Raw genomic sequence first — 23,220 nt, 5'->3', positions numbered from 1 at the left:
ACAAAGTGACAGCGTTGTCATTTGTAGGAATACAAATTATTAAATAGGAGCCAAAATGACAAGGTATAAAGCACTTGATGCTATGCGTGGGCTAACCATAGCGTTAATGATACTGGTAAACACGCCGGGATCGTGGTCCCATGTGTATGCCCCTTTACTTCATGCAGATTGGCATGGTTGTACCCCTACGGATGTAATTTTTCCGTTTTTTATGTTTATTATTGGCTCTGCGATGTTTTTTTCGTTCAAAAAAACTAACAGTGCAGCCAGTGCTAGCCAAGTATTAAGACTAGTTAAACGTGGAGCAATTATATTTGCCATTGGTCTAGCTTTAAATATTTATCCCTTTACTACCAATATTGAAAACTTAAGAATATTAGGTGTACTGCAACGTATAGGGATAGCCTATATTTTAGCGTCTATCTGTGTGTTGTTTTTAAATAGGCGAGGGGTGTTAACGCTATCGGTTATTACCTTAATTGCTTATTGGTTATTACTGTTAAGTGTTGGCGCTGAAAATGCTTATACACTCGAACATAACCTAGTTAGAGCGGTTGATATTGCCGTACTAGGTGAGTCGCATTTATGGCAAGGTAAAGGGCTCGCATTTGATCCAGAAGGGCTGATCAGTACGTTACCCGCAGTGGTGAGTGTATTATTTGGTTTTGAAGTGACCCGCCTGTTAACGAGCACAAGTAACCAGTGGACAAGCATTAAGCGTTTATTAGTTATTGGTGTAGTTGCAGTTGTTATCGGGCAATTAACCTCAATGGTTATGCCAATTAATAAATCACTTTGGACCAGTAGCTTTGTTATCTACACATCAGGTATTGCTTGTTTTGTGTTGGCATTTTTTGTTTGGCTTTGCGACATTGTTAAACCTGAGCGTCTTGTTAATCCATTAATTGTGTATGGATCAAACCCACTGTTTATATATGTATTATCGGCTGTGTGGGTACTGAGCTATTCACTAATTAATATTGGAGAGCTAAACTTAGGGGATTGGATGTATCAGCAACTCGCCTTAGTTATGAGCGCTAAATTGGCATCGTTCACCTTTGCTTTATTGCATGTTATTGGCTTTTGGGTAATTTCGAATATGCTTTATAAACGAAAAATATTTATAAAGATTTAGTATTTATAACAATTTATGCACATTAATATATCAGACAATAAAAAACCAACCCGCGGGTTGGTTTTTTTATTTAACGTTACAAAGCTTAGCTTAGTAAGTTGCGCTGCCTTTAGTACGTGGGAACGCAATTACATCACGTACGTTACCCATACCGGTAACATAAGCAACTAAGCGCTCAAACCCTAAACCAAAGCCAGAGTGTGGCACGCTACCGTATTTACGTAGATCGCGGTACCAGCTGTAGTCTTCTTTGTTTAAGCCCATCTCTTCAAGGCGTGCATCTAATACATCAAGACGCTCTTCACGTTGTGAACCACCAATGATCTCACCAATACCTGGTGCTACTACGTCCATAGCAGCAACAGTTTTGCCGTCTTCGTTTTGGCGCATGTAGAATGCTTTAATATCACGCGGGTAGTTTTTAATAACAACCGGTGCTTTAAAGTGTTCTTCAGCTAGGTAGCGCTCGTGCTCAGACTGTAAATCTACACCCCATTCAACGTCGTACTCAAATTTCTTACCACACGCTTTTAAAATTTCTACAGCGTCGGTGTAATCAACTTGGGCGAAGTCTTTTTCAACAAATTCTTCTAAACGGCTAATAGCTGTTTTTTCAACACGTAATGCGAAAAATTCCATGTCGTCACGGCGCTCTTCTAATACGGCTTTAAACACGTACTTAAGCATGTTTTCAGCAAGTTTTGCGATGTCTTCTAAATCAGCAAACGCAACTTCTGGCTCTACCATCCAAAATTCAGCTAAGTGGCGAGATGTATTTGAATTTTCTGCACGGAACGTAGGACCAAAGGTGTAAATTTTTGACATAGCTGATGCATATGTTTCACCGTTTAGCTGGCCAGATACCGTTAGAAAGGCTTCTTTACCAAAAAAGTCTTCGCTGTAATCAATCTCGCCTTTGTCCGTCATTGGCAGATTTTGCATATCAAGCGTTGATACACGGAACATCTCACCTGCGCCTTCACAGTCACTTGCAGTAATAATTGGCGTGCTGATCCAGTAAAACCCTTGCTCATGGTAAAAGCGGTGGATTGCTTGTGCTAAACAGTTACGTACACGTGTTACTGCGCCAATCATATTAGTGCGAGGGCGAAGGTGAGCGTGTTCGCGTAAATACTCAATGCTGTGGCGTTTAGCCGACATTGGGTAGGTGTCTGGGTTTTCAACCCAACCTAACACAGTTACTGAGTTAGCTTGAATTTCGAAAGATTGACCTTGTCCTGCTGATTGTACTAATACACCGGTAACCGACACAGAACAGCCTGCTGTTAAGCTTGTAACTTCATCATAATTATTCAGTGAATTAGGAACTACCGCTTGAATAGGATCAAAACACGAACCGTCATGAACGGCTAAAAATGATATTCCTGCTTTTGAATCGCGGCGTGTACGGATCCAGCCTTTAATGGTTACTTGGCTGTCTACCGCAACATTGCCTTTTAATAGCTCTGAAATCGCTAAATGGCTCATCTTCACTCCAATGATATAAGTTGCCTAACTATATAAATTAACTGTGCGTTACTCATGCTTTTTAGCATTTGAGGTCACTGCACTTGAACCTTGTATAATACCTAGTAAAGTAAAATAAAAAAACTGTTGTGGGCAACTCTTTAAAAGTTTTTAGTGGTACGTTGTTTTTTTAACCAATTTTTACAGTTAAATAACCACTATTACCATTTGTTGCTCTGAAATTTCATCAATTTGTGGCATTATTAGCAAATAAACCGAATTGACGTATTAATAAAAAATGGATGCTATGAAACAAGTTTTTATTTTACGAGGACTACCAGGCAGTGGTAAGTCATATTATGCGCAAAATCTCGCCGAGGAACTTTCCGGTGCAGATGAAAGCCAATATTTTATTTGCTCAACAGATGATTACTTTGTTAACGAACAAGGTGAGTACCATTTTGATAAGTTTAAATTATCGCAATATCATAATTTAAACCTGGCCCGTTTTATTAATGGCCTAGCACAAGGTATTGAACTGGTAATAGTGGATAACACCAATATTAAAAAGTGGGAATTTATTGCTTACTCACAAGCAGCCATTGCTTTAGGTTACCAAGTTAAAGAAGTCATTGTTGGCGAAGTGAAAGATAAATCAATGCAACACTTATATGCTAAGCGCAATAGCCATAACATACCGTTAAAAACGATTAGTAAAATGGCCTACATGTTTGAGTGGTAATTATTAAATTTTAGCTAATGCCTCTATATCAGAGTGTGTAATGGCATCTAAATGAGCGGTGATTTTTTCACTGCTCCAATCCCACCATGCAATTGCTAAAAGTTTATTAATTGTCGCATCATCAAAACGCTTTTTTATCAATTTTGCAGGGTTACCGCCAACAATGCCATAGGCGGGCACATCAGACGTTACCACAGATTTACTTGCTATAATGGCACCATCACCGACTTTTACTCCTGGCATAATGGTGGCGTTGTAACCTATCCACACATCATCACCTATTTCAGTATCACCTTTAAAAGGTAAATCACCTTGTTGAGGTGCAGATTTTTCCCAGCCATTGTCAAATATAAAAAATGGATAGGTAGAAAAGCCAGAGGTTTGATGATTAGCCCCATTCATTATAAAGGTAACGTCTTTAGCTATCGCACAAAACTTACCTATGATAAGACGGTCTCCGATAAAATCGAAATGGTAAAGTACATTTTTTTCAAAGTTTTCAGGGCCATCAGGGTCGTCGTAATAGGTATAATCACCAACGTCTATATTCGCAGAGGTGATAAAGTTTTTTAAATAACCTACTTGAGGAAACCCTTCCATAGGTGATGGATTGTTTGGATTTGGTCCGTTCATAGTTTCCTCCAAAGTAGAATATATAAAGCGCTAGCTTTTAAATGCCGCCAGTGGATGAGAGGTACTAAGCGATACATGTACGTTATCACCAGGATTTACCACTACTTCATGACTCACGCGACTTGTAACCACAGTACCACAGGCTAGTTTTATGGCGCATAATCTGCTGCCGCCTTCAAAGCGTACCCAAATTACTTCGCTATTATTTCCTACACTGCTTTGTACTAATAATACATCATCTGGACGAAGTAACACCTCTACCTCACCGTTTTCACAGTCAACACCATGAGCGGGAACATTACCAATATCGGTAAGTGCTTGGCCGTTATTCAGCGTTCCTTTTATAAAACTAGCTTCACCTAAAAAGCGTGCCACAAAGCGATTGTTGGGTGCACTAAAGCATTGCTCTGGGCTATCAATTTGCTGTATTTTTCCGCCTTTTAGTACACCCACGCGATCGCCCACCGAAAGTGCTTCTTCTTGATCGTGCGTTACCCAAATAGCGGGTACGCCGGCTTCTTTAAGCGCATTACGTATGTCCCAACGTAGCATGTCTTTTAAAGCCGCGTCTAAGTTTGATAGTGGCTCATCAAGTAATACAAAGTCTGGCTGGTGGGCTAGGGTGCGCGCTAATGCAACACGCTGTTTTTGCCCCCCTGAAAGTGTCGCTGGTTTTTTATGTCTAAACGCATCTAAACCGAGTAGCTTTATCCAATGATCAGCAGGGTTTGTGTCTTTTAGTTTAAAACACACATTTTGCTCAACCGTTAAATGGGGAAACAGCGCAAAGTCTTGAAACACCATACCCACACTGCGTTTTTCAGGGGCTACAGTATACTTTGGTGTAGCAGTCCATTTAGCAACTTTAATTTCACCCTCGCTAATTGGTAAAAGCCCAGCTAGGGCTTGTAAAATAGTACTTTTACCACAACCTGTTGGACCAACAAGCATTAAAATTTCGCTTTCACCTAAAGTGAAATTTAAGTCACTAACAACACGATTACTGCCATAATCTATAGACAACTGACTTACAGATAGCATTTATATAAAATCCTTAATGTTCAAACTGGTTGCGTTTCTCGCCAGACATCATAATAGCTAAAGCCGCCGCCGAAATCACCACTAACAATAAACCAGGTATTGCTGCGCGGCCAAAATAACCAGCTTCGTAAACACGCCATAAATACGTAGATAAGGTTTCAAAACCAGTTGGACCCAATAATAGTGTGGCTTCTAATTCACGCATCGACTCTAAAAAGACTAAAGCGGCCCCTGCAATAATACCACGCATAGTCAGTGGTAAAGTAATACGTGTGAAAGCTTCACGTGGGCTTGCGCCTAACACACGGGCTGATTTTACTAAGCTTGGATCAAGGTGCTCGGTGCTGGTACGCACAGAGCCAACCGCAAGCGGTAAAAAACGTAGCATATAAGCAATGATCAACAAGCCCAGTGTTTGATATAAAAATGGCAGTTGTAAGCCGCCATATACAAGCGCTGTGCCCATAACAATCCCCGGAATACCAAAACCAAAGTAAGTAACGCGTTCCATTACTTTACCTGCTTTTCCAGTTAATGCTGCATGCGCTACAGGAATAGCCACAATAACTGTAACAATAGCTGCAATGGCTGAAGCGTAAGTAGAGTGCCAAGCAATACTAAAATCAAACGAACTAAAACCATCACGCATTAGCCAAAGTGTAAATACTGCGAGTGGTAAGCCAATAGCAAGTAATAAAATTGGTGCAAAGGTGGCAAACATCGCGCCTAATTGCCATTTTTTTGGGAATAAAATAAGGGGCCGGCCTTGGCGTTCAGACGCAGTATTAATTTGCGATTCAATCATTAGTAAAAAGCCAACAATCACCATTAACTGCATAGACAGCATAGCCGCACGGCTCAGTTCAAAGGCGTTATATTCTACATAAATAACGCGAGTGAAGGTATCTAGACGCATCATTGCCGGTGTACCAAAGTCAGATAACGTATACAAGGCAACGAGTAATGAGCCCGCAGCAATACCATTTACAACACGGGGTAAAATAACTTTAAACACGCTTTGTGTCATCGACATCCCCAATGTACGCGCTGCATTGACCATGCTCGCATCAAGACTAAGTAGGGAGGAGCGGGTTGTCATCATTACAAACGGGAAGGTATACAAGGTCATTACAATGGCGGCGCCAGTTAAGCCATACATAGAAGGGGTTTCAAAACCAAGTATGTTATGTATTTCACCACCAGGGCCAAATGCAGCGTAAAGCGTAAATGCCCCAATATAACTTGGTATAGCTAAAGGGGCGGCAAACACCACCAGCCAAAACTTTTTAAACGGCAGCTGCACATAGGCGCTAATAAATGCCAGTGGCACACCAATTAAAATTGAGCCTAATACGGTTAATCCCATTAACGACAGGGTATTGCCTAAAATAGTTAAATTATGACTATCAAAAAAAGAGCTTGCGTCACTGGCAAGCGTTATTAAAACAAAAATAGGGGTAAGGGTAACAAGCGCTGCAAGCAGCGCCATAGGATAAGATGGTGGTATTCGCATTATAAAACGCCGCTGCTGCGCATTAAGTCAATAGTTGGACGTAAGTCAGCCAACTGGGTTAAGTCTATTTTAGGTGGCGAAATACTGGTTAATTTAGGCAAGCCATCAGGTTGCTTTATGTCATTTACTAGCGGAATTTCATACGCTTCGCTCGCTAAATAACTCTGTACTTCAACGCTGAGTAAATAGCGCATAAAGTTAGTTGCTAGTGGGTCGTCAGATAGCGATAAAATACCGGAGGCATTCACTAAACAACCGGCATCTTGCTCTGTAAATGCAAGATCGAGTTTAGCGTCGGGCTTACCAGACTTCAAACGTAACGTGTAGTAGTGATTAGCAAAACCAATATCTACTTCACCACGTTCAACGCCCATTACTACACCGAGTTCGCCAGCGTAAGTTTTTGAGCGTTTTTGCACTTTTTTAAGCCATTTAGCAGTTTTATCATCGCCTTCTAAAATTCGCATAGCGGTAACAAACGATTGAAAAGAAGCATAAGCGGGTGCCCAACCAATACTTAAATCACTGTCGGCTATTTCCATAATGCTTGTTGGAATTTGCTCTTTGGTTAAACGCTCAGTATTAAAAGGCAAAGTACGTATACGACCAGTTACAGGTGCCCACTCATCGTATCTAAACTGTGGTTGTAGTTGTGCAGATAAATCACTAGGCATAGGTTTAGCAAGCCCTGCATCGGTTACTAAACCAATAGCGCCCGAATCGACAGCCCAAAATAAGTCTGCACGTTTAACACCCGCTTTGGCTTCGGCAACAATCGTATTAGCCAAAGCTGCAGTTGGGCCGCGTCGAATAGCTAGGTCTAAATCCGGGTTCTTTTTTTGAATGGCTTGTAAAACGTTTTCGTATAAGCCACCTTCACCACGCCCTAAATAAAGGGTCAATGCGCCTTTAAGTTTAGGTAATGTATCTACCGACACGGGGTTGGCAATATCAGCGGCAAACGCGCGTGAAAGCGATAGCGGCAAAGCGCCAGCTATCCCTAACGCAGCTAAGCCTTGAATAAAGGTTCTGCGTTCCACTTAAAATACATCCTTACGTGACTTTTCTGCTTTTTCAATTAGCGTTTGTGCACGAGTTAACTTAGTTTGCATATCAACAACTACGTCACGTACTTGGTCTACTGTTTTATTAGCTGAAATAGCCTGCGGTAGGGTTACGTTAAAGTCTTTTTCAAGTACTTCTACTAAGTTAGCGTCTTGCTCAATGAGTGTGCCTTCAACGCCTTCAAATAAATGCAAGTAAGTATCGTGAACTATGCTGGTTGCTTCATCGCTTAAACGTTCTGCGTATTTAGCAACCACTCGGTCTAATTTGTGTTTAATTTCGTCAATGGTCGCGCTTTGCGTCATTTCTTTTGTTGCTGTGGCTTTAACGCTTTTTAATAACCCTTTTTGTTGAAACTGAGCCGCTAACTTAACTGCGCCTAGGCCTTGCCATAAAGCATTGTTCATTGCTTGTTGCTGCAAACGTACTTCTGAGGCTGGCTTTTTGTTATCAATAGCCATTTTTATGCCATACAAACCTTGCCATATAGAGGCATACACAGGAACGTAATTTGTTTCTATAGCGCTGTGAAATTTAACCGATTCCCAGTACTCAATTAAGTCATCAGTGTTAACTGCTTTAGCGCCTTTTTTCTCGTAATCGCTTACTAGGGTATCAACCTTTGAAACCATCCACTCAACGTCTTCGTTGTAGGTTTTTAAATTAGCTTGAAGGTGATTAACATGCTCACCAATTGGGCCGTTAGCAAGTGCCGGTTGTGCAAAAATCGCAGAAGCGAGTAAAAAAGTTGCACTTAATGTCTTGGCAGGCTTAAGTAATATTTTCATAGCAAGTGAGTCCATAAATGTTATTGTAAATGATAGTCATTATCATATCCCTAAACATCCCTTAGATCAACACACTAAATCGAGCCAAAGGGTTAAATTTACTAAACTTTACAGAGGAATAATAACTAAATAGAAATATCAATTTAATTTTAACTTTAGTGGCTAAAATAATTAACCATCTATACGTAATGTTTACCCTTTATGGCGTTATATATAGCATCGCAAAGCTGTTTAATACTGATATCGTCACTTATATACGGTGGCATTAAGTAAATTAACTTCCCAAACGGGCGTATCCACACTCCTTGGCTAACAAAATAAGCCTGTATTTTAGCTACATCTACTATTCCTGCCTCATCTGTCAGCTCTACCACGCCAATTGCACCTAAAGTGCGCACATTAGCTACATCAGTAAGTGAGCCACACTGATGTAATTGTTGAAGTGCTTGGTTTACTTCACAAATTCGTTTTTGCCAATCTTGTTCAAGCAATAAGTCTATACTGGCACATGCCACAGCACAGGCGAGTGGATTGCCCATAAATGTAGGTCCGTGCATCAAAACACCGGCTTCACCTTCGCTAATGCCTATTGCTATTTTGTCGGTCGTTAACGTGGCTGATAAGGTCATGGTGCCGCCGGTGAGTGCCTTGCCAATACAAAGTATATCTGGCTGTACATTGGCGTGCTCTACAGCAAACATTTTACCTGTACGGCCAAAGCCTGTGGCAATTTCATCACAAATGAGCAATACATCGTATTGAGTACATAACTTGCGCACACAGGCTAAATATTCAGGGTGATAAAAGTTCATTCCTCCCGCGTTTTGTACTATGGGTTCAATAATAAAGGCGGCAACATGCTGGTGGTGTTTTAAAAAATAGTGTTCTAGTTCATCCGCCTCGGCTTGATTAAACTCGTCATGAAATTGGCTAACAGGTGCAGGTACAAATACATGCTCAGGTAAAAAGCCAGAGTACAAGCTATGCATAGAATTAACCGGATCGCACACACTCATGGCCGCAAAGGTATCGCCATGATAGCCCTTAAACGGAGTCATTAACTTTTGTTTAGTATTAATGCCTTGGCTTAACCAATACTGCAGCGCCATTTTAATCGCTACTTCAACACTTACCGAGCCGCTGTCGGCTAAAAATACTTTATTTAAATGCTCGGGCGTTATTGCTACTAGCTTTTTACAAAGCTCCACTGCGCTGTAATGGGTAATGCCGCCAAACATTACATGGCTCATTTTATTGATTTGCTCTGTCATCGCATGATTTAAAACGGGATGATTGTAGCCATGTATTGCGCTCCACCAAGAGGCCATACCGTCAATGAGTTTCTCGCCTGTTTCTAATTGGATAAGGTTGTGATTGGCGTGTGTAACAGGATAAACCGGAATTGGTTGAGTCATTGATGTATAAGGGTGCCAAATGTGATTTCGGTCAAAATCAAGGTCTATTGTATGTTTTGTGCTCATATGTAAACTTTAGCTATATGGGTTTCATTGACAATGGTACGGCAATACGTATTCTAAGCCAATAACACCAAGAGCAAAAAATAAAAGAGAGTATTATGGAGCTTGCAACAGTTCGTCACGATTGGACCCATAGCGAGGTTAAAGCCTTATTTGAAATGCCGTTTAACGATCTGCTTTTTAAAGCCGCGACCGTACACCGTGCTAATTTTAATCCTAATCAGGTGCAAATTTCTACTTTACTATCAATAAAAACAGGTGCTTGCCCTGAAGATTGTAAATATTGCCCGCAGTCTGGTCATTATAAAACCGACCTAGAACGAGAGCGCTTACTAGAAGTAGAAAAAGTAGTAGAGCAAGCACGCCTTGCAAAACAAAAAGGCGCCACCCGTTTTTGTATGGGCGCTGCGTGGTCAGATCCTAAAGATCGTGATATGCCGTACATTTCAAAAATGGTTAAAGAAGTAAAAGAGCTTGGCCTTGAAACCTGTATGACCCTAGGTAAGCTCACCAATGAAAAAGCGCATGCATTGAGTGATGCAGGGCTTGACTACTATAACCATAATTTAGATACCTCACCTGAATACTACGAACAAATTATATCTACCCGTACCTTTGCAGACAGACTAAACACTATTGATCATGTGCGTGATGCCGGTATGAAAGTTTGTTCGGGTGGTATTGTCGGTATGGGTGAGCAACCCAGCGATCGTTATGGGTTATTAATGCAATTGGCTAATTTGCCGCAGCAACCAGAAAGCGTCCCTATTAATATGCTAGTAAAAGTAAAAGGGACACCGCTTGAAAACGTAGACGACTTAGATCAGTTTGAGTTTATTCGTACTATTGCCACCGCGCGTATTATGATGCCGCACAGCTATGTGCGATTATCGGCAGGGCGCAGCGCAATGAATGAGCAAATGCAATCGATGTGTTTTTTTGCCGGTGCTAATTCCATTTTTTATGGTGATAAACTGCTGACTACCGAAAACCCAGAAGCTGATGCTGATATGCAATTAATTAAAAAGCTGGGTATGAACCCTGAAACGGCCGAAGACTATTCAGATGAAGCCGTTGCTGCGTCGTTATCTTCTAAAGTGGCCGATAAAGCCAGTTCAGAATTATTTTATCCTGCTTAATATTGTGTATTGCTATGTCATTTGATTTTATAAATAGCCATTTACAAGCGCGCCAGCAAAGCGCGCTTAATCGCAAGCGTTATGTTATTGAGCAAGCCAGTGCGCGTGAAATTATAGTTGATAATAAACGCTATCTTAACTTTGCCAGTAACGACTACCTAGGCTTTGCCGATGAGCCCACTTTGCTTGAAGGCATGCAGAGCCTAGGAAGTCATAGCTCTGCTTTAGTTACTGGCTATCAAGGTGCGCAGCAACAGCTCGAAAAATACTTATGTGCTCAGTTGGGCTATAACAATGCCATGCTGTTTAATTCGGGCTTTAGTGCTAATAGCAGTGTTATAAAAGCGCTATTTCAAGATAAAGTCATTGCTCAACAAAGTGCGATTTTTCAGGATAAACTCAATCATGCAAGCTTAATCGACGGCGCATTGCATGCAAACGCAGCACTTGTGCGCTTTAACCATAACGACATGAATCATTTACGTTCACGGCTGGAAAAGTCCAATGCTAAGTATAAATTGATTGTGAGTGAGGGTGTATTCTCAATGGATGGCGACCAAGCACCATTAATTGAGTTACTGAGTTTAGCTAAAGCACATAACGCCTGGTTAATGATAGACGATGCGCATGGCTTTGGCGTACTGGGAAAATCGGGTTTGGGAAGCTGTGAGCCACTTATAGCGGCAGATAATTTACCAGATATTTTAGTGATCACCTTTGGTAAAGCGCTAGCAAGTAGCGGGGCGTGTGTATTAGGTTCAAGTGAATTTATTGATTACATGTTGCAGTTTAACCGCGATTACACTTATTCGACTGCAATATCGCCATTTATTGCTTTGCATACATTATCAAGAATTAAAACCATACGTGATGCTAACCACAAGCGTGCAAAATTAAACGCTAATATTGCTTTATTTAAACGTTTAGCCAATGAACACAAAATTGCCTTAATGGATTCAACAACTGCCATTCAACCCCTAGTTTTAGGGTGTGCCGAACAGACATTAAAAGCCTGTGAGCAGCTCAAACAACAGGGGATTTGGCTAACCGCTATTCGCCCGCCAACTGTGCAGCATAATACCTCAAGGCTCCGCGTTACCTTAACCGCCGCCCATACCGAGCAAGACATTACAACATTGGTAAATTGTTTAAAAAAGGCCATTGCATGATAAGCGCACACGCTACAAATGCTAATTCGCGTATAAAGTCACCGTTAGCTTATTTAGCTGTTAGTAGTTTAAAGCAGGTAACGAAACGCAAGTTTTCAACAGCTGCAAACCAATATGTAGCCCATGCGCATGTACAAAAACAAGCCGCAATCGATTTAATTAAACTCATTAAGCTTGATGCGAGCACAAAGCACAAACATTGTGTTGATTTAGGCGCTGGGCCGTTAGTGAATACCCAAGCGTTACAAGGAATATACAAACAGGTAATTGCCATGGATTTAAGCCTTACCATGCTTAAAAATAGTGCAGTAAACGCACCGCGTATTTGCGCCGACATGGATAACTTGCCATTTCAACAAAATAGTATTGATGTGGTATTTAGTAATTTTGCAATGCAATGGTCGGCTAATTTTGAAATGCTAATGTATTCATTACATTCAGCTTTAAAGCCTGGCGGGCAGGCGTACATAAGTACGGTGGTGGAAGGCTCACTTGGTGAAATAAAAACGGCGTTTGCGGCGCTCGATTCGCATAGCCACATTAATAATTTTTTAAGTAGCGATAATATAAACCAATCGGTCAAAAAGGTAGGGTTTATTGTTAATAACGCGACAGAGGTTATTTATACTGATGAGTTTACCAGCCCGCTTAAAGCGATTAGTTCAATTAAAGCCATTGGTGCAACGTCGCAAAATAATGCAAGCCAACGCCCTGGTCTATTAACTAAATCGGCGTTACAAAAAGTATGTGCGGCGTATCCGCTTATAAACAACCAAGCCCATGTATCTTACCATGTGGTATTGTTATCATTAGAAAAAGCAAAAATTTAAAGGTAAGGCAATGCAGCAATTTTTTATTACCGGTACCGATACCGACGCTGGTAAAACCCACGTAACCAGTTTGCTATTAAAGTTACTCGCTCAACATAAACAGCGCGCAATAGGCTTTAAACCGATTGCATCAGGGTGTGAACTTGCGTTTGATCAGCTTGTGAATGCCGATGCCTTAATGCTAATGGAAAGCGCGACCGTGAGCGCTAAGTACGACATTATTAATCCGTTTGCTTTTAAGCCCGCCATAGCTCCGCACATTGCAGCAGAGCAAGTAGGAGTAAACCTAAGTGTTGAAAAGCTACGTACCGCTTATAAAAATGTGAAGCAACAAGGTGCCGACTACCTTTTAACAGAAGGTGCGGGCGGCTGGGCATTGCCAATTAATAATAACGAATATTTATACGACTGGGTAAAAGCAGAGCAACTACCCGTAATATTAGTGGTAGGGATGAAACTTGGCTGTATTAATCATGCTTTACTCACTGCAGCCCATATGCAAAGTATGGGTGTTAATTGCATTGGCTGGATTGCTAACCAAGTTGATGCCACTATGGATGAATACCAAGCAAACCTAGATTCGCTTAAAACACGTTTACCATTCCCGTTGCTTGCTATAAGCCCCTATACCGAGCAAACCCCTAAATTACAAATTTATAAAACCCTTCTTACTGCACTTGCTATAAATGCCTAAACTACACTGCTTTGTAATTTTATAAATATACAAAGCAGTTTATATATTAAATACACCAGTTTAATAAATATGTTTAGCGACTTGAAATACACACCTTGTATGCATATATAACGCTAATTACACAGTGCTATTGTTACTAAGGAAATAACAAATACCATGACCCACCCATTTATTAAGAACTACGTTTATAATACGCAGGTTAAGGCCGAATCAGATCTACCAAAAAGTGCTCTGCCTAAAACCCGTGTAGGTATTTTAGGTGGGGGAACTGCAGGGGCAACAATTGCGATTCGCCTTGCGGCATTAGGCATAAAAACGACTATATTTGAGAAAAAAACGTCACTTATTGACGGCCCTCCTATGTGCCATCTGCACGCAGGTGGTAATTTATATCGTGAAATTCCAGATCAAGACTGTATAGATTTACTTAAACAATGTATTGATATTTTACGGCTATATCCTTACAGCATAGATGTTCGCCCAACTGTATTTGCTGTGCCAACGCGTGATGATGATTCACCGGATGATTTACTGCCAAGGTTAGACAAGCTTACTAACGCATATAAAGACTTAATTGAACAAGATCATAATAATAAAGTTCTTGGCGAGCCTGATAATTATTATCAGCTTTATAGCCATGAACAAATGATAACCTTGAGTAAAAAAGAGCAGGTTACTGAGCCTAAAACGCAAGATGAGTGGATGATCCCCGTTGCTAAGCATTTAAACTTAAACAAAGTAAAATACCCACTTATTGTTGTTCAAGAATACGGTTGGAATATATTTAGATTATCAGCAAGTGCGCAACTTGCGCTTGCCCAGTACGAACACGCTAACGTGCTTACCAGCACAGAGGTAAAGCAAGTCAGCAAAGTTGAGCAAAGTAGTGCTAACAATCAAATGCCAAAATGGAAAATTGAATACCAAAACAACCAAAGTAACCAAAGCAACAAGACCCAAACAGCAGAAGTAGATTACCTTATAAACGCCTGTGGCTTTCAAACCGGTATTGTTGATGACATGGTAGGCGTAAAGCCCAAGCGTATGGTCGAATTTAAAGCCTCATACATTGCACACTGGCAAGGCGCTGGCGGGAAAATACCCGAAATTATTATTTATGGTAACCGAGGCACACCCGAGGGCATGGCACAATTAACGCCGTACCCTAATGGCTTTTATCAAATTCATGGTATGACTAACTCAATTACCTTGTTTAACGATGGCCTAGCAGATACAGCCGAGCAAACGGCACAGCCACAACTGTCTGCTAAGTACTTAAATTATATAAATAATGGTTGGGATCAGCAGGTGCTAAAAGCACGTGGTCAAAAAGCGATTGATTATGTAGCTGAGTTTGTACCAGCATTTAAAAACGCTAATACGCAAAACAATGCCTTGTTTGGCGGCCAACAGATCCCAGGCGAAGACGACACCTTACGCGTTGCAGACGTAAGTTTATATTCGCATATTAGCTACGCACGAGCCGAAAATGTAAAAGCGTCATCAACTTTGATCGCTGCTGACGAAATAGTAGCTGAATTTATAAAGCTTGGTTTAATTTGCACAGAACACGACGGTAATAATCACCGTAAGCATCACCAATGGGCCTACCTTGAGAACAGTTGTAATGAAAATATAAGTAAAATTGCACAAGTACTTGCAAAAGAGCGAGGCTTCCCCACAGATATGGCAAATGTTAATCACGGTTTATATAAAAGCGTATAGTATAAATAAAGTAAATTATTGAATTGTATTGTTTTTATAAGTGCATTTTTTCTGTTTAACAGAAAAAACCCTAAAAAGCTTAACTTAATTTAATATATATAAAACTTTAAAAATATCCCTTGCGTTATGACATAGTTTGTCACAAAATAGCGCTGACGTTATGACATAGTGTGTCATAACGCAGTGATTGCTCAAAGCCGATCAAACATAGTAAATCGCTCAGCAATAAATGTTATTTTTGGAGAACTCGTATGAAACGTGTATTTTTGTTTTTATTAACTAACCTCGCGGTTATGTTGGTATTAGGTGTGGTGCTTTCAATCATAATGAGTGCGCTGGGCTTAAGCCATCGTAGCCTTGGCGGAATTTTACTAATTGCGACTGTATTTGGTTTTGGTGGATCGTTTATTTCTTTATATATGTCGAAATGGATGGCGAAAAAATCAACCGGTGCGCAAGTGATCACCCAACCTCGTACCGAAACCGAACAATGGCTGGTAAGCACTGTGGCTGCTCAAGCTAAAAAAGCCGGTATTAACATGCCAGAAGTTGCTATTTACGACAGCCCAGAAATGAACGCGTTTGCAACGGGCCCAAGTAAAAATAATTCGCTGGTGGCGGTAAGCACAGGTTTATTACATAACATGAGCCAAGATCAAGCCGAAGCGGTGCTTGCGCACGAAGTATCGCACGTGGCTAATGGCGATATGGTAACGCTCACGCTTATTCAAGGCGTGGTTAATACCTTTGTTATTTTTGCCGCAAAAGTGCTGGCGGGCATTGTAGATAATTTTATAAATAGCGATGAAGAAGAGGGCGGCAGCAGCTGGACTTACTTCTTATTCGATATGTTATTCCAAGTGTTATTTGGTGTATTAGCCAGTGTGGTAGTTGCCCATTACAGCCGCAAGCGTGAATTTGCAGCCGACAACGGTGCAGCTCATTTAGTAGGCGCAGACAAAATGCGTTCAGCCCTTGAGCGATTAAAGCAAAACCACCCATCGCAATTAGAAGGCTCAATGATGGCCTTTGGTATCGCCAGTGGTAAAGGCATGGCTGAGTTGTTTTCATCGCACCCACCGCTTGATGCACGTATAGACGCACTACGTCGTTAAAAAAAATCAAGTTTTTCACAGTACTTGTAAACAAAAAGCCTGCATTTGCAGGCTTTTTTATGTTTAGTAGTTTTTATTGCGATTGAATAATGTCTGTAATGCCCTCCGGCGAGAGTATTTCAATCCAGTAACCGTCAGGGTCTTTAATAAAGGCAAGGCCTTTCATTGAGCCGCCATCTGGCTGTTTTACAAACTCCACATCGTATTTAGCAAAGCGCTCACAGGCAGCGTATACATCGGGTACGCTAATCCCAATATGGCCAAAGCCTTTTGGTTCTTCATTACCACTGTGATAACCGGTAAAGCTGTCGTCGTTTTCAGTACCCCAGTTATGGGTAAGCTCAATCAGCGCAGGGCGGCGAAACACCCATTGAGTTTTTTCTTTATCATCGCCTTTTGGCATATCTTGCTCATAGCCTAAAAAGTACAAGGTAAATTCCATACCAGGAAAGTCGTACTTTCCTAACAGCTTCATACCCAATACGTTTTCATAAAATGCCAGCGACGGTTTTGGATCTTTAATACGCAACATGGTTTGCTGCATCACATAGCCCTCAGTGGCCTGTGCAATTTGCTCTGGAGATTCGTTATAGCTAGACATGAGATAATCCTTAATAAAATGACTGAAAAACCTTAATGGATTTAAAAAGGCAGGGAATACGAACATCATAATCAACAGCAGCAAAAATTAAAACCACCTAGCTAAATTATCAGCCAGTGAGCTGAATGTTTTATAAGCGAAAAATGGCACATTTAGCGGTACTGTTTATTTATACAGTACTTGTTTTTGTCCCATAACATTATTAAAAGTCGTTTTGGTGTATTTTAACAACAGTCATTTTATAGCCTACGTAATTACTTGTTTACATTGAAGTTGTATAGTGGAATTATTAAGCAATGTAATATATGCCGTTTTGGGGTGTGATAACCCCCCAAAGAGGTGTTCAATAAGCTGTTATGAAGCTCTTTATGTATCTACTTCCTTTGTTATTAAAGAGAAATATATGATCATCAAAAAACGTGAACCTTATCCATCAATACAAAATTATTTTCTTGAGAGAGAGGATAATCTAACAGAGTACTCTGTTACTTATTCTTTTTTTGAGGGAGCAACCCCTTGTAGGCATTTAATACTAGATTCTATTATTGCACAAAAAGTTGCAGCATATAGTTTAATTCAAAAAGACTTAATTTCGGCTTATAACGGTATTAAGCACTTAGTTGAACTACAAACAAAATCTATTCAAAATGGACTAGCGGTTACTGAGAATGAATCTACTCAATTTATAGTTCAAAAATCACTTCATCAAGCAGCTGTTATAACTTACGGAAAATGCTTTGCTGATGCCTCTGGAGGTAAAATAAAATCAAAAAACAAACCACGAGGTGTGAAGTTAGATAGGAATATAATTAAGGATTTTTCTTTATCACAAAGACAGGCACATGATTACTTAATTCAAACTAGGAATGATTATGTTGCGCATGGGGGAGCGACAAATTTAGAGCAATCGTTATGTTTTGTTGTTGTTTCACCTAATAATAAAATTATCTCTAATGTCTTAACCATGGAAGCCCATACAGCAACGGCGAGTATTGAGCTTCTTAAAACAATTCTTGAATTAATTAGCAATATTCAAAAATCACTGAAGGTGATGCAAAATAAAAAAAGTGAAGTAATAACTAGAGTTGAACTTCCTAAATTTACAGATGAAGAAATTAAAATTAATTCAGTTGGTTTCTTAAAATTATTCAATTTAAGCTAACCTCATAACAAGTCAGACATCAAATTCATGCGGCAATCTTATAAGCTGCTTTTAAAAACAAATGGGGTCACCCATTAGAAAGGTCCGGTCAAGCAGGCAGCTGTGTTTCCTTGGTCTTTTTATTCAAAAACCAAGTGTTCTTATTATTTAAACTCAATTTAAATATGACTACGCACCTAGTAATGACGTCGATTGGTGTGAATATGCACCTTGGTTTGAATAAAGAACGCCATATGAATTCAGGCAGTTTAATTAAGCATTATTGATGATTAATTAATGCCCTTGGCTTTCGCCTCAGTCATCGTTTATTACCAATGTCAGTCCAGTTTCTGGCTGTGTTTACACACTGCGCTGTAACAATTCTGTGGTTTATGCTTGAGCATAACCAACCCTTTGTGGCTCAAACATTGGGCATGTCCAGTATTTAAAATATGAGCGGTTAACGTGCAGGCTCAATCAAATCCAGTGGTTTTACCAACCCCATTACTAGCTCAATACGTTAACCTAATTTTTTATAGTCGCTAAGTAAATATGTTTTTGTTTAAAACATCATGTGCTAAATTTATTACAGCTATATTTACAGGGAAGATAAAATGACAAAGCGATTACGTTTTTTATTACCATCAGTATTATTTTGTTTTGGAACAAGCGCGCTAGCAGCTGATCCGGTTTTATATTACGGCGGAGATATTCTCACTATGGAAGGAGAAAAGCCGCATTATGAGGAAGCTTTAGTTGAGTCAGAAGGGCGGATTGTTTACCTTGGCAGCTTAGCGAAGGCCAGAGAAAACTTTGACAATCTACAAAACAAAGACCTTCAAGGGAAAACACTTTTACCCGGTTTTTTGGATGCCCATAGCCATATGTACAATACGGGGTTAATTGCGCAATTGGCAAATTTATTACCTCCTCCCGATGGCCCCGGTGCAAATTTTAATAGTTTAGTGACAACAACCAAAAAGTGGATGGAGTCTGCTGAAGGGAAATTCATTATCGGAAAATTTGGTTGGGTGTTAGCTAATGGGTATGACGATTCGCAGCTTAGCGAAAAACAACATCCAACTAAAGATGTTCTAGATAAAATTTCGTCTAAATACCCAGTGCTTATAATGCATCAATCGGGTCATCTAGCAAGTGTCAATTCAAAAGCTCTAGAAGTGGGTGGCTACACAAAGGATACCAAAGACCCCAAAGGCGGTGTAATTAGACGTTTGGTCGATAATAGTCCTAATGGCGTGCTTGAAGAAGCGGCTTTTTTTAATCTATTACTGCCTATTGTTGCCACTAAATCTGAAGCTGAAGTACAACAGAGGTCCATTGAGCTTGCTCAGGTGGAGTATGCTAAAAATGGATATTTAACTGCTCAAGATGGCCGCACCACAGAGGATGCGACTTCGGCATTAGAAAGAGCAGCTCGTGAAAAATCGCTATTCATTGATGTTGTTTCATACCCTGACATTGTTTGGAATAAGTCAGCTGTTAAACCCGAATTTTATAATTCAGATCGCAGTTATGTTAATCGATACAGAATAGGGGGTGTTAAATTAACTTTAGATGGTTCACCACAAGGAAAAACGGCTTGGTTATCATCACATTATCATACGCCGCCTGAGGGTAAACCGCTGGACTATAAAGGTTATCCTATCATGAGTGATGAGGTGGCCATTAAACATATAAACACGGCGTTTAAAAACAAATGGCAGATTATTGCTCACACCAATGGTGATGCAGCGATTGACCAATATATTAAAGCTATTAAAGTGGCTAAAAAAAGTTATGGGTATGATGATCACCGTAGCGTGATGATTCACGGCCAGACTTTACGTAAAGATCAAATCCCGGATTTAGTAGATTTAGGGATCCTCCCATCGTTGTTTCCTATGCACACTTTTTACTGGGGCGATTGGCATGTAGAGTCTGTTTTGGGGCACCCAAGGGCAGATTATATTTCGCCATCACGAGATGTAGTTGAAGCTGGTTTAACGGTTACTTCTCACCATGATGCCCCTGTGACATTTCCAAATTCAATGCGAGTGCTCGATGCAACGGTTAATCGTATTACGCGTTCGGGTAAAGTATTGGGACCGGATCAACGTTTAACGCCTTATGAAGGGTTAAAAACATTAACGCAATGGGCTGCTATTCAATACTTTGAAGAAGCAAGTAAAGGTACACTAGCTGAGGGAAAACTCGCGGATTTCGTCATTTTAAGTAACAACCCTTTAAAAGTGGAACCACTTACTATTAAGGATATAAAAATAGTGCAAAGCATTAAAGAAGGTCATGTTGTATATTCAAATTGATATTCAACATGAAACAATTTTAACGCTTAACTATACGACGGCTTTAGTCACCGTCGTATTAAACCTCAGCCTTGAGATGCAACAGTGAAGTTTGAGATTTAATGAATATTTATAAAACTTCTAACGGTTAATTCTTTGTAAAAAATTGTCCCTTTTTTGTTTGCTTTTGAATTCATATGCTAATTTTTAAATGCTCGGTTAAGCGAATAATAATCAAATTTAAGGGTTGAAAATGAAAAAATGTACTAATTTATTGTGAGAATTCATGTAGCGGCTTATTTTAGTCGCTATTTTTTTGGATAGCGTGTTAAACATATATAAATAAGGAGATACGATGAAACTGGCAATGTTGTTGTCGTTTATGTTTTTTTTAATTAGTTGTTCGAGCTTAGCGACCAATAGCAAAGAATTAAGTAAATCGAAGCAAACTGAAGAGTTTATTACTCTTGTCAGTCATGCCAAAACCTATGACCTGTCTCATAATTGGGATGAAAATTCCCCAATAGCGTCCGTTAACCCAAAATACTCAATGGCACTTAATGCAACCCATGCTGATACACGTGGTACATTTGGTGATAACAATCAGCTCTCATTCACCTCAGAAATAATGCAATGGAGTGGTCACCATGGAGGTCCTACTATTGATGCGTTAGGTCATATTGGTCGAGATGGTTTACTGTATGGTGGAGTAGATGCGGCGCAAGCGACCAATGATCGCAGAGGAATAGGACGGAGTGGTGTAGGGAGTGACTTAGGAATTGATCATTATCCTGTAAACTTATTGAGTAACCGAACGGTATTACTTGATGTGGCTCGCTTTATTAACGGTGACGATACCCCATTGGCTGCAGATTTTGACATAACGGCGTCACATTTAAAAAGAACAGCAAAATCGCAAGGTGTAAAAATTAAAAAAGGCGACACTGTGTTTATTAGAACGGGGTGGGGGCAATATTTTGCTAATAACTCACAGCAATATATTGCAGAGCATGCTGCAGGCGTTGGTGTAAGTGGTGCACAGTTTTTAATAAAGGCTGGTGCAAGTGTTGTGGGTAATGACACCCTTACTTTTGAAAAACGCCCACCTATTGCTACAGAACCCTCATTTCAGGTTTTTCCAGTACATATGATGTTATTAGCAGATAACGGTATTTACATAATAGAAAACTTGTTCCTTGAGGAGCTAGCAAAAGAAAAAGTCTATGAGTTTATTGCCATTGTGCCGCCGCTTAAAGTACGTGGTGGCACCGGCTCGGCATTACGCGTATTTGCACTTACAAAGTAACTAATAATTGAATAAATAGTAAGGTTAATGATGAGTGCTGTTTTTATATACAGCACTTCTGCTTTTTGAAATAAGAAACATACACAAAGAGTATTTTTCTTTATCATGATAAAAGCACAGGCTGTAAAATTAACAGTTATTAAATGGACGATTCAATGATGAATAAAGGATTATTAAAATCGTGGAATGACGATAAAGGCTTTGGCTTTATTAAATCAACCACACTGCAACATAATATATTTATACACATTTCATCGCTCAAACATATGAGCCGTAAACCTAAAGTGGGTGACATTATCTATTTTGAGGTTGCGACTGAGCCTAACGGTAAAACTAAAGCTGTAAATTGCCGTATTGAGGGCGTACTAGCACAACCACACATAAAAGCTTCATCAAGGCCGGTTAGAATAAGTAAAACCTCAGGTAAGAATTCACCTTTAATGAAACTTATAACACTTGGTATTATTGTTAGTATTGGCTTTAGCGTGTATAAAACCGGTTTTTTAAATACCAAGCAAACACCTGTAGTGACTAACGCTAATTTAGAGTCATTTATGCCCGCGAGTTCAAACTCACTTACTAAAACACAGCAAGCATTTCGCTGTGATGGCCGCCAACATTGTAGCCAAATGACCTCGTATGCAGAGGCATTATTTTTTATTCAACATTGCCCAAATACTAAAATGGACGGTGATAAAGACGGAGAGCCCTGTGAACGGCAGTTTGGGAATAGGTAGTTTTTATATTGAGGTTATTAATAAACTAAAAATTAGTTTTGGGCCCTTAGGGGGAATACGATTTTTAGTAATACAGTTATAAATAGCTGGTGGATTTAAAGCCATTTATCAAGGAGGTTGTTATGTTTAAAGTAATAATTGGATGTGCTGTTATATTTTCGTTTGTTTGTATGTTACTCGCTGCGGCACCTTTTACGCCTGCAATATCAGGTTCATTTATTATGCTGTTGTTTGCAGGGGCTATTGGTTACAAGGGCTATCTGCAATCAAGCTTAATACTGCTGTTAATTAATACGCTTGCAGTTATTGGCAGCCCAGCTACAGATATAGGCAACACCCAAACATTACTGTTTTTACCAATATTATTTTTAATCTCATTTGGTGGTGTTTTATTAGGCGTAAGAAAGTTAACTTTAAAACACGTTTTGTAGACGAGAGTTTTGCCCACGTTTGAGGTAAAAGCGCTTTTTAGAATAAAACTTTATTTAAGTTGAAATGAAGTAGAAGAGAAAATTTAAGTATCAAAAAAAATGTTTCAGTTACATTATATATTTTATCAAGAATGAAGGCGGGGGTTATTGACTTCAAGCATCAAACA

The 23,220-nt window shown here is 39.8% G+C and carries 21 protein-coding genes; 13 read left to right on the top strand and 8 right to left on the bottom strand.

From position 1 onward, the window contains the following. The first annotated feature begins 55 nt into the window (after positions 1 to 55). Complete coding sequence (locus QL989_RS01115; RefSeq protein WP_290167544.1) at positions 56 to 1,135, top strand: heparan-alpha-glucosaminide N-acetyltransferase domain-containing protein; 1,080 nt, start codon at positions 56 to 58, stop codon at positions 1,133 to 1,135. Between the two features lie 90 nt (positions 1,136 to 1,225). Here the strand turns inward: QL989_RS01115 and asnS are convergent, their stop codons facing one another. Further along, positions 1,226 to 2,623, bottom strand: a complete 1,398-nt coding sequence (asnS, locus tag QL989_RS01110) for an asparagine--tRNA ligase (RefSeq protein WP_008113822.1) — start codon at positions 2,621 to 2,623, stop codon at positions 1,226 to 1,228. A gap of 286 nt (positions 2,624 to 2,909) precedes the next feature. Here asnS and QL989_RS01105 point away from each other — a divergent pair, with 286 nt between their 5' ends. Next, positions 2,910 to 3,344 (top strand): ATP-binding protein, encoded by a 435-nt coding sequence (locus QL989_RS01105; RefSeq protein ID WP_290167541.1) that lies wholly within the window; start codon positions 2,910 to 2,912, stop codon positions 3,342 to 3,344. Positions 3,345 to 3,347: 3 nt separating this feature from the next. Here QL989_RS01105 and QL989_RS01100 read toward each other — a convergent pair whose 3' ends face one another. The 6 genes from QL989_RS01100 to bioA all read right to left on the bottom strand — a co-directional run bounded on the left by QL989_RS01100 (position 3,348) and on the right by bioA (position 9,865). Then, positions 3,348 to 3,977: a Vat family streptogramin A O-acetyltransferase gene (locus tag QL989_RS01100; RefSeq protein WP_290167539.1), complete on the bottom strand. Its 630-nt coding sequence runs from the start codon at positions 3,975 to 3,977 to the stop codon at positions 3,348 to 3,350. Between the two features lie 30 nt (positions 3,978 to 4,007). Further along, positions 4,008 to 5,018 (bottom strand): ABC transporter ATP-binding protein, encoded by a 1,011-nt coding sequence (locus tag QL989_RS01095; protein ID WP_290167537.1) that lies wholly within the window; start codon positions 5,016 to 5,018, stop codon positions 4,008 to 4,010. Between the two features lie 13 nt (positions 5,019 to 5,031). After that, positions 5,032 to 6,531, bottom strand: coding sequence for an iron ABC transporter permease (locus QL989_RS01090; protein WP_290167535.1), 1,500 nt, complete (start codon positions 6,529 to 6,531; stop codon positions 5,032 to 5,034). After that, positions 6,531 to 7,571: an ABC transporter substrate-binding protein gene (locus tag QL989_RS01085; RefSeq protein WP_075169196.1), complete on the bottom strand. Its 1,041-nt coding sequence runs from the start codon at positions 7,569 to 7,571 to the stop codon at positions 6,531 to 6,533. The genes QL989_RS01090 and QL989_RS01085 overlap by 1 nt, the downstream gene beginning before the upstream one ends. After that, positions 7,572 to 8,384: a hypothetical protein gene (locus QL989_RS01080; protein ID WP_178956115.1), complete on the bottom strand. Its 813-nt coding sequence runs from the start codon at positions 8,382 to 8,384 to the stop codon at positions 7,572 to 7,574. Between the two features lie 179 nt (positions 8,385 to 8,563). After that, positions 8,564 to 9,865, bottom strand: coding sequence for an adenosylmethionine--8-amino-7-oxononanoate transaminase (bioA, locus tag QL989_RS01075; RefSeq protein WP_290167531.1), 1,302 nt, complete (start codon positions 9,863 to 9,865; stop codon positions 8,564 to 8,566). A gap of 95 nt (positions 9,866 to 9,960) precedes the next feature. On the opposite strand from bioA, the gene bioB reads away from it, so the two are divergent. The 6 genes from bioB (at position 9,961) to htpX (ending at position 16,534) form a co-directional block, all read left to right on the top strand. Continuing rightward, positions 9,961 to 11,001, top strand: a complete 1,041-nt coding sequence (gene bioB, locus QL989_RS01070) for a biotin synthase BioB (protein ID WP_010390068.1) — start codon at positions 9,961 to 9,963, stop codon at positions 10,999 to 11,001. A 14-nt stretch (positions 11,002 to 11,015) separates the two neighbouring features. Continuing rightward, complete coding sequence (locus tag QL989_RS01065) at positions 11,016 to 12,170, top strand: 8-amino-7-oxononanoate synthase (RefSeq protein ID WP_290167528.1); 1,155 nt, start codon at positions 11,016 to 11,018, stop codon at positions 12,168 to 12,170. Beyond that, positions 12,167 to 13,000, top strand: coding sequence for a methyltransferase domain-containing protein (locus QL989_RS01060; protein WP_290167526.1), 834 nt, complete (start codon positions 12,167 to 12,169; stop codon positions 12,998 to 13,000). The genes QL989_RS01065 and QL989_RS01060 overlap by 4 nt, the downstream gene beginning before the upstream one ends. A gap of 10 nt (positions 13,001 to 13,010) precedes the next feature. Next, on the top strand, positions 13,011 to 13,694 hold the full coding sequence (bioD, locus tag QL989_RS01055) for a dethiobiotin synthase (RefSeq protein WP_290167524.1): 684 nt from the start codon (positions 13,011 to 13,013) through the stop codon (positions 13,692 to 13,694). 156 nt (positions 13,695 to 13,850) lie between these two features. Beyond that, positions 13,851 to 15,419: an FAD-dependent oxidoreductase gene (locus tag QL989_RS01050; RefSeq protein WP_290167523.1), complete on the top strand. Its 1,569-nt coding sequence runs from the start codon at positions 13,851 to 13,853 to the stop codon at positions 15,417 to 15,419. Between the two features lie 251 nt (positions 15,420 to 15,670). After that, positions 15,671 to 16,534, top strand: a complete 864-nt coding sequence (gene htpX, locus QL989_RS01045; RefSeq protein ID WP_290167522.1) for a protease HtpX — start codon at positions 15,671 to 15,673, stop codon at positions 16,532 to 16,534. Positions 16,535 to 16,607: 73 nt separating this feature from the next. On the opposite strand, the gene gloA is transcribed toward htpX, so the two are convergent. Beyond that, positions 16,608 to 17,135, bottom strand: a complete 528-nt coding sequence (gene gloA, locus QL989_RS01040; protein WP_075169203.1) for a lactoylglutathione lyase — start codon at positions 17,133 to 17,135, stop codon at positions 16,608 to 16,610. A gap of 403 nt (positions 17,136 to 17,538) precedes the next feature. On the opposite strand from gloA, the gene QL989_RS01035 reads away from it, so the two are divergent. The 5 genes from QL989_RS01035 to QL989_RS01015 all read left to right on the top strand — a co-directional run bounded on the left by QL989_RS01035 (position 17,539) and on the right by QL989_RS01015 (position 23,053). Continuing rightward, complete coding sequence (locus tag QL989_RS01035; RefSeq protein WP_290167518.1) at positions 17,539 to 18,297, top strand: hypothetical protein; 759 nt, start codon at positions 17,539 to 17,541, stop codon at positions 18,295 to 18,297. 593 nt (positions 18,298 to 18,890) lie between these two features. Continuing rightward, positions 18,891 to 20,600: an amidohydrolase gene (locus QL989_RS01030; RefSeq protein WP_290167515.1), complete on the top strand. Its 1,710-nt coding sequence runs from the start codon at positions 18,891 to 18,893 to the stop codon at positions 20,598 to 20,600. Between the two features lie 334 nt (positions 20,601 to 20,934). Further along, complete coding sequence (locus QL989_RS01025; RefSeq protein ID WP_290167513.1) at positions 20,935 to 21,885, top strand: cyclase family protein; 951 nt, start codon at positions 20,935 to 20,937, stop codon at positions 21,883 to 21,885. Positions 21,886 to 22,043: 158 nt separating this feature from the next. Next, positions 22,044 to 22,622 carry a cold shock domain-containing protein gene (locus QL989_RS01020; protein ID WP_290167778.1) on the top strand — a complete coding sequence of 193 codons (579 nt, stop codon included), beginning with the start codon at positions 22,044 to 22,046 and terminating at the stop codon, positions 22,620 to 22,622. 122 nt (positions 22,623 to 22,744) lie between these two features. Next, positions 22,745 to 23,053: a DUF6419 family natural product biosynthesis protein gene (locus tag QL989_RS01015; protein WP_290167510.1), complete on the top strand. Its 309-nt coding sequence runs from the start codon at positions 22,745 to 22,747 to the stop codon at positions 23,051 to 23,053. Positions 23,054 to 23,220 lie beyond the last annotated feature (167 nt).

The sequence above is a fragment of the Pseudoalteromonas sp. APC 3224 genome (assembly GCF_030407535.1).
GTDB lineage: Bacteria > Pseudomonadota > Gammaproteobacteria > Enterobacterales > Alteromonadaceae > Pseudoalteromonas.
Note: the sequence above shows the minus strand (reverse complement) of the source record. Positions and strands in the feature narration are given on the sequence as shown.